This is a genomic window from Serratia sp. N21D137 (genome assembly GCF_047530005.1).
GTDB classification, from domain to species: Bacteria; Pseudomonadota; Gammaproteobacteria; order Enterobacterales; family Enterobacteriaceae; genus Chania; species Chania fonticola_B.
Genome location: NZ_JBLJAJ010000028.1, coordinates 73015 through 81706 on the forward strand (window position 1 = coordinate 73015; position 8692 = coordinate 81706).

Sequence of the window (8692 nt, forward strand, 5' to 3'; positions counted from 1 at the left end):
TTGGAATAGTTCATGGTCTGGATTGATTACGTCATTTTAGCGTTGATTGGATTTTCGGCTCTGGTGAGCCTGATCCGAGGTTTTGTTCGCGAAGCATTGTCACTTGTGACATGGGGATGTGCGTTCTTTGTTGCCAGCCATTTCTACCCATACCTTGCAGCCTACTTCACCCGTTTTGAAGATGAGCTGGTACGTAACGGCATTGCGATTGCCATTTTGTTTATCGCAACGCTGATTGTGGGCGCTATCGTTAACTATGTGATTGGGTCACTGGTAGAGAAAACCGGATTATCGGGCACCGATCGGGTGCTGGGCGTGTGTTTCGGCGCACTGCGCGGCGTGTTGATCGTGGCAGCGATACTGTTCTTCCTGGATACCTTTACCACCCTGTCGCAAAGTGCGGACTGGAAACAGTCACAGCTGATCCCCCAGTTCAGTTACATCATCAGATGGTTCTTTGACTATCTGCAAAGCACGTCGAGTTTCTTACCAACCCAATTACCGGGGCGGTAGCGGCTTAGAGGAAAAGACAACATGTGCGGTATTGTCGGTATCGCCGGTTTTATGCCGGTAAACCAGTCGATTTATGATGCATTGATGGTGCTCCAGCATCGTGGACAGGATGCCGCTGGCATCGTCACTATTGATGCCCATAATGGGTTCCGCCTGCGCAAGGCAAATGGTCTGGTGAAAGATGTATTTGAAGCCCGGCATATGCTGCGCCTGCAGGGCAACATGGGCATTGGCCATGTGCGTTACCCAACGGCTGGCAGCTCCAGCGCTTCAGAAGCTCAACCTTTCTATGTCAACTCGCCGTTCGGCATTACGCTGGCACACAACGGCAACCTGACCAACGCCCACGAACTGCGCCAACAGCTGTTTGAACGTGGCCGCCGTCATGTCAACACCACTTCCGATTCCGAGATCCTGCTGAACGTGCTGGCCACCGAGCTTGACCGTTTCCCGCATTATCCACTGGAGTCCGACAACATATTTACCGCCGTTGCCGCGATGCATCAGCAACTGCGTGGCGCTTACGCCTGCGTAGCCATGATTATCGGCCACGGTCTGGTGGCGTTCCGCGATCCCAACGGCATTCGCCCGCTGGTGATCGGCAAACGTGAGCTGGAAGATGGCCGCTGTGAGTACATGGTAGCCTCTGAGAGCGTGGCGCTGGATACCTTGGGCTTCGACTTCCTGCGCGACGTAGCGCCGGGCGAAGCGGTGTATATCACCGAAAAAGGCCAGTTGTTCACTCGCCAGTGCGCGGAGAACCCAAAAACCAATCCATGCCTGTTCGAGTATGTCTACTTTGCCCGTCCTGACTCCTTTATGGACAAGATCTCCGTCTACAGCGCCCGCGTGCGTATGGGGCAGAAATTGGGTGAGAAGATTGCGCGCGAATGGGAAGATCTGGATATTGATGTGGTGATCCCGATCCCGGAAACCTCTTGCGATATCGCGCTGGAGATTGCCCGTATTCTGGATAAACCGTATCGCCAGGGCTTCGTCAAGAATCGCTATGTTGGCCGCACCTTCATCATGCCGGGCCAGCAGGCTCGCCGTAAGTCGGTACGCCGCAAGCTGAACGCCAATCGTGCCGAATTCCGCGATAAGAACGTGCTGCTGGTTGATGACTCCATCGTCCGTGGTACCACTTCAGAGCAGATCGTGGAGATGGCGCGTGACGCCGGGGCCAAACGGGTTTATCTGGCTTCTGCCGCACCGGAGATCCGCTTCCCTAACGTGTACGGCATCGATATGCCGAGCGCGACGGAGCTGATTGCCCATGGGCGTGAAGTAGACGAAATCCGCCAGATTATTGGTGCCGACGGCCTGATTTTCCAGGATCTGGATGACCTGATCGCCGCAGTGCGCGAAGAGAACCCGGACATCGCCCAGTTCGAATGCTCGGTGTTTAACGGCATCTACGTGACCAAAGACGTTGACCAGAGCTATCTGGAATATCTGGAAACGCTGCGTAATGACGATGCCAAAGCGTTGCGCGGCCAGACGGAAGCCGAAAATCTGGAAATGCATAACGAGGGCTAACGCCCACGTGCCTCACCAAAACGGTGCACCGTAGCGTTGGTTATGGTGCATTGTTTTATTCCCACCTTGAATCTACGAAGGTTTGCTGCCAAACCTGCCCCTATTCGGCTATCCTTACGGCATATTTCCCGACAAAGGCCAGCTTGATGAAAAGACTCATTATCGGTATTTCCGGCGCCAGCGGCGCTATCTACGGCGTGCGCTTACTACAGGTGCTACGTGGTGTAGAAGAGGTGGAAACCCACCTGGTAATGAGCAACGCGGCGCGCCAGACGCTGGCGTTGGAAACCTCTCTGAGCCTGCGTGACGTTCAGGCCCTGGCCGATGTGGTGCACGATGCGCGTGATATTGCCGCCAGTATTTCCTCCGGCTCGTTCAAAACCATGGGGATGGTGATTTTGCCATGCTCAATCAAAACGTTATCTGGCATCGTCAACAGTTACAGCGATGGGCTGCTGACTCGCGCCGCCGATGTGGTCCTCAAAGAGCGTCGGCCACTGGTGCTCTGCGTGCGTGAAACGCCGTTGCACCTGGGCCATCTGCGGCTGATGACCCAGGCCGCGGAGATGGGGGCGGTGATTATGCCGCCGGTACCGGCCTTCTACCATCGTCCGCAAACCGTTGATGATATTATCGATCAGACCGTTAATCGGGTTATCGACCAGTTTGACATCGAACTGCCGCAAGATCTCTTCACGCGTTGGCAAGGCGTTAATTAACCAATTTACCCTCAAATTTATACATTTGTGCAACATCGCACTGATTTAGTGCGATTGATGCATCATAATGATCCTGCTTCCCCATGCACTCTGTTTCAGTAACTTGTAGGTTTTCCATGGCGAAGCCCGAGTTTGCCGTTCATTTTGTCGTTCGTTGCCTCTGGGAAGAGCTTTGAACAGAGCGTGGCCGTTCCCCGCGCTCGTTAATGACAAAGTGGCATGATTACTGCAGATCCTGTGTGTGATGAAAGTAATGCCCGTAGTGGCATCGGCAAAAATATCCATTTGAGGGTAATTATGAAAAAGCTTGTTAAAGTTCTCCCTTTAGTTTTGGCTTTGAGCGCGGTTGGCAGTGCATTCGCCGCATTACCTTCCACACTGAAAATCGGTACCGATCCTACCTATGCGCCGTTTGAATCGAAAAATGCGCAGGGTCAACTGGTTGGCTTCGATATCGATCTGGCCACCGAGCTGTGCAAACGCATAAATACCAAGTGTATCTTTGTGGAAAGCGATTTTGATGCGCTGATCCCCTCCCTGAAAGCGAAGAAAATCGACGCGATCATCTCGTCTCTGTCCATTACCGAAAAACGCCAGCAGGAAATTGCTTTCACCGACAAGCTGTTTGCGGCCAACTCACGCCTGATCGCACCAAAAGGCTCCAAGATCCTGCCAACCGTCGATGCGCTGAAGGGCAAAAGCATCGGCGTATTGCAGGGGACCACCCAGGAAGCTTTTGCTAACGCCAACTGGCAGCCAAAAGGCGTGACCGTGGTGCCTTACCAGAACCAGGATCTGGTGTATGCGGATCTGGCTTCCGGGCGTATTGACGCCGCGTTTCAAGATGAAGTCGCCGCGAGCGAAGGCTTCCTGAAGCAGCCTCCAGGCAAGGAGTACGAGTTTGCCGGTGAATCGGTGAAGGACGATAAATTCTTTGGTGTCGGCACTGGTATGGGGCTGCGCAAGGATGAAACCGAGCTGAAAGCGGCGCTGGACAAAGCCTTTGCCGAAATGCGCAAAGATGGCACCTACGATAAGTTCGCGAAAAAATACTTCGACTTTGACGTTTACGGCGGCTAATTCCTGTCGGGTACTCTCTATGACAACAGGCCCGGTTCTCCGGGCCTGTTCTGGCTGGAGTGTCATGACGTGCTCAATGACGACAGGGTGACGTAAATGCTACAAGGTTACTCCCAACTGATATTTGAGGGGGCTCTGGTGACGCTGGAGCTGGCCCTCAGCTCCGTATTGCTGGCAGTGGTGATTGGTTTGATCGGCGCTGGCGGTAAACTTTCGCAAAACCCTGTTATTTCCACGATCTTTGGTGCCTATACCACCTTGATCCGTGGCGTGCCGGACCTGGTGTTGATGCTGTTGATCTTCTACGGTCTGCAAATTGCCCTTAACCATGTGACGGAGTTTATTGGCTTCTCACAGATTGATATCGATCCCTTGGGGGCGGGCATCATTACCCTGGGCTTTATCTACGGAGCCTATTTTACCGAAACCTTCCGGGGAGCTTACCTGGCGGTGCCTCGTGGTCAGATCGAGGCGGCTACCGCCTTCGGTTTTTCCAACGGGCAGATTTTCCGCCGCATTCTGTTTCCGGCCATGATGCGCTTTGCGTTACCCGGCATCGGCAACAACTGGCAGGTGATCCTCAAGGCGACGGCCTTGGTCTCCATTCTTGGACTCAACGATCTGGTAAAGGCCACGCAGCTGGCAGGAAAGGGCACCTATCAGCCTTTCTTCTACGCCATTGTCGCAGGTTTGGTGTATCTGTTGTTCACCACGATTTCCAACGGTGTGTTGCTGTGGCTTGAGAGGCGTTATTCACTGGGCGTCAAAAGGGCCGAACTATGATCGATATTCTGCATCAGTATTGGCAGCAACTGCTGTGGACCGATGGCTATCGCTATACCGGTGTGGCGGTGACGCTGTGGTTGCTGATCTCTTCGGTGGTCATGGGCGGGCTGCTGGCCATCCCGATGGCGGTAGCTCGGGTATCTTCCATCCGCTGGGTACGCTACCCGGTGTGGCTGTATACCTATGTTTTCCGCGGTACGCCGCTGTACGTACAACTGTTGGTGTTTTATTCCGGTATGTACAGCCTGGAAATCGTGCGGGGTACTGAGCTGCTCAATGCGTTTTTCCGCAGCGGGATGAACTGCACCATATTGGCGCTAACGCTGAATACCTGTGCCTATACCACAGAGATTTTCGCCGGAGCCATTCGTTCGGTGCCGCATGGGGAAATTGAAGCGGCCAGGGCCTATGGGTTTTCCAGCTTTAAACTGTATCGCTGCATTATTTTGCCTTCGGCGCTGCGTTCGGCACTACCGGCGTACAGCAATGAAGTGATTCTGATGCTGCACTCGACCGCACTGGCCTTTACCGCCACGGTGCCGGACCTGTTGAAGGTGGCCCGCGATATCAACGCGGCGACCTACCAGCCGTTTTATGCCTTTGGCATTGCGGCCGTGCTGTATCTGATTATCTCCTATACGTTGATCAGCCTGTTCCGCAGGGCAGAAAAACGCTGGATGGCACACGTAACTCATCGATGAATGACGGGGATCCACCATGCCTGAACAAAAATTAGCCGTCACCGAACTGCACAAGCGTTATGGTGACCATGAAGTACTGAAAGGGGTCTCCCTGGCGGCCAATGCGGGCGATGTGATTAGCATTATTGGTTCTTCCGGCTCCGGTAAAAGTACCTTTCTGCGTTGCATCAACTTCCTGGAAAAGCCCAGCGAAGGCTCCATCAGCCTGAATAATGAAAATATTCGCATGGTGCGCGACAAGGATGGCCAGCTCAGAGTCTTTGACAAGAAACAGCTGCAGTTGCTGCGTACCCGCCTGACCATGGTGTTCCAGCATTTCAACCTGTGGAGCCACATGACGGTGTTGGAGAATGTGATGGAAGCTCCAATCCAGGTATTGGGGCTGAGCAAGGCCGAGGCGCGTGAACGGGCGGTGCGCTATCTGGATAAGGTCGGCATTGACGCGCGGGCGCAAATCAAATACCCGGTGCACCTCTCCGGTGGGCAACAGCAACGTGTTTCCATTGCCCGGGCGTTGGCAATGGAGCCGGAAGTGCTGTTGTTCGACGAACCGACTTCGGCGCTGGATCCTGAACTGGTGGGCGAAGTGCTGCGCATTATGCAGAAATTGGCGGAAGAGGGGAAAACCATGGTGGTAGTGACGCACGAAATGGAATTTGCGCGCCATGTCTCCAGCCACGTCATTTTCCTGCATCAGGGGGTGATTGAAGAGCAGGGGCCACCTGCGGAGTTGTTTGGTAACCCTAAGAGCCCGCGTTTGCAGCAGTTTCTTTCAGGAGCGCTGAAGTAGATATTTTTCCTCTCACCGTCTCCCGCAGGGAGACGGTGAGAGGGCATCAAGCCTGTTGATTGATCACATCATCCAGCGCTTGTTCCAGTTCAAAGAAACGGAAAACAAATCCCGCCTCTTCCAACCGCCTCGGCACTGCCCGTTGCCCCCCTAATACCAACACCGCCGCTTCCCCCATCAGTAACCGCATGGCAAAGGCTGGCGCACGCAAAAATGCTGGACGATCCAGCACCTTGGCCAGGGTGGCGGTGAACTGTTCATTATGCACCGGATAAGGTGCCACCATATTGAATGGCCCACGTAGCGCAGGATTGTCCAACAGGTAAATGATGGCATTGACCATATCGTCGATATGGATCCAGGGCAGATACTGGCGGCCATTGCCGATCGGCCCGCCTAACCCCATACGGAATGGCGGTAGCATCTTCGCCAGCGCTCCCCCTTTGGGCGACAAGACAACGCCGGTACGTAGCAGGCAAACGCGCGTGTAGCTACTTTGCGCCCGAAGGGCCAGAGCCTCCCAGCGTTGGCACAGCTGGTGGGTAAATTCATCGTGCGGAGGTTCTTCTTCCGTTACCACCGCCTGGCCCTGATCGCCGTAATAGCCGACCGCCGAGCCGGAAATCAGTACCGAAGGTGGCGTATTGCTGGCGGCGATGAGCGTGGCTAGTCGTTCGGTTAAATCCCAACGGCTGCGGCATAGCAGTTCTTTCTGCGCCTTGCTCCAGCGTTTGTCGGCAATGGGCTCACCCGCCAAGTTGATCACGGCATCAAAGCCGTCCAGACAGCGTTGTTCATCAAGCGAAGCCCAGTAGCTGAGCCGATCGCCGAACTTATCCCGTGCCTTGGCGACGTTGCGCGTCAACAGGGTGATCTCATGCGAAAGGTGCAGCAGTTGCCTGGTCAGGCTACTGCCGATCAACCCAGTCGCGCCGGTAATCAGGATCTTCATGGTCGGCCTCCCTGGTAGGGTGAGTGCTAAGCGGTTTCCCGTCGGTAACTCATAGTCATGGAAACCGAGTCGGCATAACGTAGGGCCAGCAATTTATCTATCTCTACTTCAGCATAGGTTACCCATGGATGTTGTTTCACTATGTCGAGCACATCCTGAGTTAATTTTTCCAGTAGCGCGAAGCGGTTGTCCTCGATATGGCGAATGATCGCCTTGGTGATGGTGCGATAGTTGAGGGCGTCGCTAATGTCTTCGCTGTTACGCGCCTTGTCTGCCGGGTAGTGGATCGCTACGTTGATCAGAACGTCCTGACGGTTGTTGATTTCTTCTTCCTTGATACCGATGAAGGTGCGTAACCGCAGGTTTTTAATACGGATAATGGCATCGGGTTGCTGGCATGGCATCAGAGATTCTCCGGAGGTCTGATTGTTTGTATTCAGAATACACGGAAAGTGAAGAAAAGATAATGTAGCCAGACGCTTAAAGAGAGCAACGCGGGGGAGATCACACCGGTTTCCCCTCTCCGATGTGTACACGATGCAAGAGAGGGGGAGGGCAGCGTTAGGCTTGATCTGCCAATTTATAGGCGCGTTCCGTGGCCGGGCGGTTGCGGATGCGTTCGAACCAGTTACGCACCGCCGGATAATCCGCCAGATCGATGCGCTGGCGTGGATGCGACACTACCCAGGGATAAGTCGCAATATCGGCAATGCTGTAGTTATCGCCGCCCAGGTAAGGATGCCGTTGCAACTCGGTTTCCAGTACGCCATACAGGCGTTTGGTTTCCTGCTGGTAGCGTTCTATCGCGTAGGGGACAGGTTGTGGTGCGTAGTGGTTGAAGTGATGATTTTGCCCAAGCATCGGCCCAAACCCGGCGACCTGCCAAAATAACCACTGTAGCGTTGCTGCCCGCTCGCGAACCCCTTTGCTGAGCAGTTTGCCGGTTTTCTCCGCCAGATAGAGCAGGATCTCGCCTGACTCAAACAGGCTGATGGGTGCCCCACCGTCAACGGGTTGTTGATCAACGATGGCCGGGATTTTGTTGTTGGGAGAAATGGCCAGAAACGCTGGTGTGAATTGATCGCCAGCACTGATATTTACGCGATGGATACGATAAGGTAAACCAACCTCCTCCAAAAGCAGGGTAATTTTGTGCCCATTGGGAGTCGGTGCGTAATACAGATCAATCATATGATAATACTCCTTATAAAACATCAAGATAAGATGAGCATAGATCGGTTGGTTCGCTTGAGACTATGCGAACATCCGCATGGGCTTTATCGGCGGCCCTGTTGCGGATGCAGAGGGTACTGTTACAGCTTATATGATGGCGTGATGTTCGATCCAGGCTTTGGTTATACGGAGATACCTCGGATAGGGCATTAGGTCTTTCTGTGAAGCATGTACTGTGCACGTCGATACCATCACAATAGAGAGCTGCAAGTGCGAACATATGATAACGTGCACTCTCACACTAGTTAGAGAGGTAACCGTTCACTAGAGGGGGATTGACGACTCTTTGGTGAGGCTAAAAACGTCAGGATAAGGGTGTTTGGCTAACACCGCCGAGACGATATCACTGACGACCTGAAAAGCGGAAAGTCCTCGCTTT

Annotated in this window: 10 protein-coding genes; 7 read left to right on the plus strand and 3 right to left on the minus strand. The window is 53.8% G+C overall.

Translation table 11 applies throughout. From position 1 onward, the window contains the following. Positions 1-12 precede the first annotated feature (12 nt). The 7 genes from cvpA to hisP all read left to right on the plus strand — a co-directional run bounded on the left by cvpA (position 13) and on the right by hisP (position 6128). Positions 13-513 (plus strand): colicin V production protein, encoded by a 501-nt coding sequence (cvpA, locus tag ACMV5H_RS19695; protein ID WP_021178573.1) that lies wholly within the window; start codon positions 13-15, stop codon positions 511-513. 21 nt (positions 514-534) lie between these two features. After that, positions 535-2052: an amidophosphoribosyltransferase gene (gene purF, locus ACMV5H_RS19700; protein WP_021178572.1), complete on the plus strand. Its 1518-nt coding sequence runs from the start codon at positions 535-537 to the stop codon at positions 2050-2052. Positions 2053-2198: 146 nt separating this feature from the next. Continuing rightward, entirely contained in the window at positions 2199-2771 is a 573-nt protein-coding gene (locus ACMV5H_RS19705) for a UbiX family flavin prenyltransferase (protein WP_024530661.1), read from the plus strand. Between the two features lie 297 nt (positions 2772-3068). Then, positions 3069-3851, plus strand: a complete 783-nt coding sequence (gene hisJ, locus ACMV5H_RS19710; RefSeq protein WP_037375624.1) for a histidine ABC transporter substrate-binding protein HisJ — start codon at positions 3069-3071, stop codon at positions 3849-3851. Positions 3852-3947: 96 nt separating this feature from the next. Further along, positions 3948-4634, plus strand: a complete 687-nt coding sequence (locus tag ACMV5H_RS19715) for a histidine ABC transporter permease HisQ (RefSeq protein ID WP_021178569.1) — start codon at positions 3948-3950, stop codon at positions 4632-4634. Next, positions 4631-5338: an ABC transporter permease gene (locus ACMV5H_RS19720; RefSeq protein WP_021806023.1), complete on the plus strand. Its 708-nt coding sequence runs from the start codon at positions 4631-4633 to the stop codon at positions 5336-5338. Before ACMV5H_RS19715 ends, ACMV5H_RS19720 begins: the two co-directional genes overlap by 4 nt. Positions 5339-5354: 16 nt before the next feature. After that, positions 5355-6128, plus strand: a complete 774-nt coding sequence (hisP, locus tag ACMV5H_RS19725) for a histidine ABC transporter ATP-binding protein HisP (protein ID WP_021178567.1) — start codon at positions 5355-5357, stop codon at positions 6126-6128. 46 nt (positions 6129-6174) lie between these two features. On the opposite strand, the gene ACMV5H_RS19730 is transcribed toward hisP, so the two are convergent. From ACMV5H_RS19730 to yfcG, 3 genes are all read right to left on the minus strand, one after another. Continuing rightward, complete coding sequence (locus tag ACMV5H_RS19730; protein ID WP_166733023.1) at positions 6175-7080, minus strand: TIGR01777 family oxidoreductase; 906 nt, start codon at positions 7078-7080, stop codon at positions 6175-6177. A gap of 26 nt (positions 7081-7106) precedes the next feature. After that, positions 7107-7484, minus strand: coding sequence for a dihydroneopterin triphosphate 2'-epimerase (gene folX / locus ACMV5H_RS19735; protein ID WP_021178565.1), 378 nt, complete (start codon positions 7482-7484; stop codon positions 7107-7109). 157 nt (positions 7485-7641) lie between these two features. Beyond that, complete coding sequence (gene yfcG, locus ACMV5H_RS19740) at positions 7642-8271, minus strand: GSH-dependent disulfide bond oxidoreductase (protein WP_021806021.1); 630 nt, start codon at positions 8269-8271, stop codon at positions 7642-7644. Positions 8272-8692 lie beyond the last annotated feature (421 nt).